This window comes from Domibacillus sp. 8LH (assembly GCF_038806185.1).
Classification (GTDB): Bacteria; Bacillota; Bacilli; order Bacillales; family Domibacillaceae; genus Domibacillus; species Domibacillus indicus_A.
Genome location: NZ_JAVJNG010000125.1, coordinates 1 through 275, shown reverse-complemented (window position 1 = coordinate 275; position 275 = coordinate 1). Strand labels below are relative to the sequence as shown.

At 42.5% G+C, this 275-nt stretch carries 1 protein-coding gene; it reads right to left on the bottom strand.

Annotated elements, in window-relative coordinates:
- The coding region (locus tag RG959_RS24090; RefSeq protein ID WP_342799297.1) for a citrate/2-methylcitrate synthase at positions 1 to 275 on the bottom strand (275 nt) is incomplete at both ends.

The following is a 275-nucleotide window of genomic DNA, read 5'->3' as shown; positions in this document are numbered from 1 at the left end:
CCATAACGGTCAGCGTTTGTAGACGCAATAACTCTTGCGGTAAATGTTGAATTTGGCATTTCATGCTCACTATATAATAGAAGGGAACGATCAAATATTTTCGTTTGCCATGGCTCCGGCTTTTCCCCTGTTATCATGTAAAGGAAATTAGCACTATAGGATAAATCCTGATCTGGCTGCACTGCCTTTTGCCCATTGATTAGCCGATAACTGTTTACCGTAATGGCAGGTAATTTCCCTAGTAGGCGGTATGCCCTTTCCTTATTCGCTTCCAC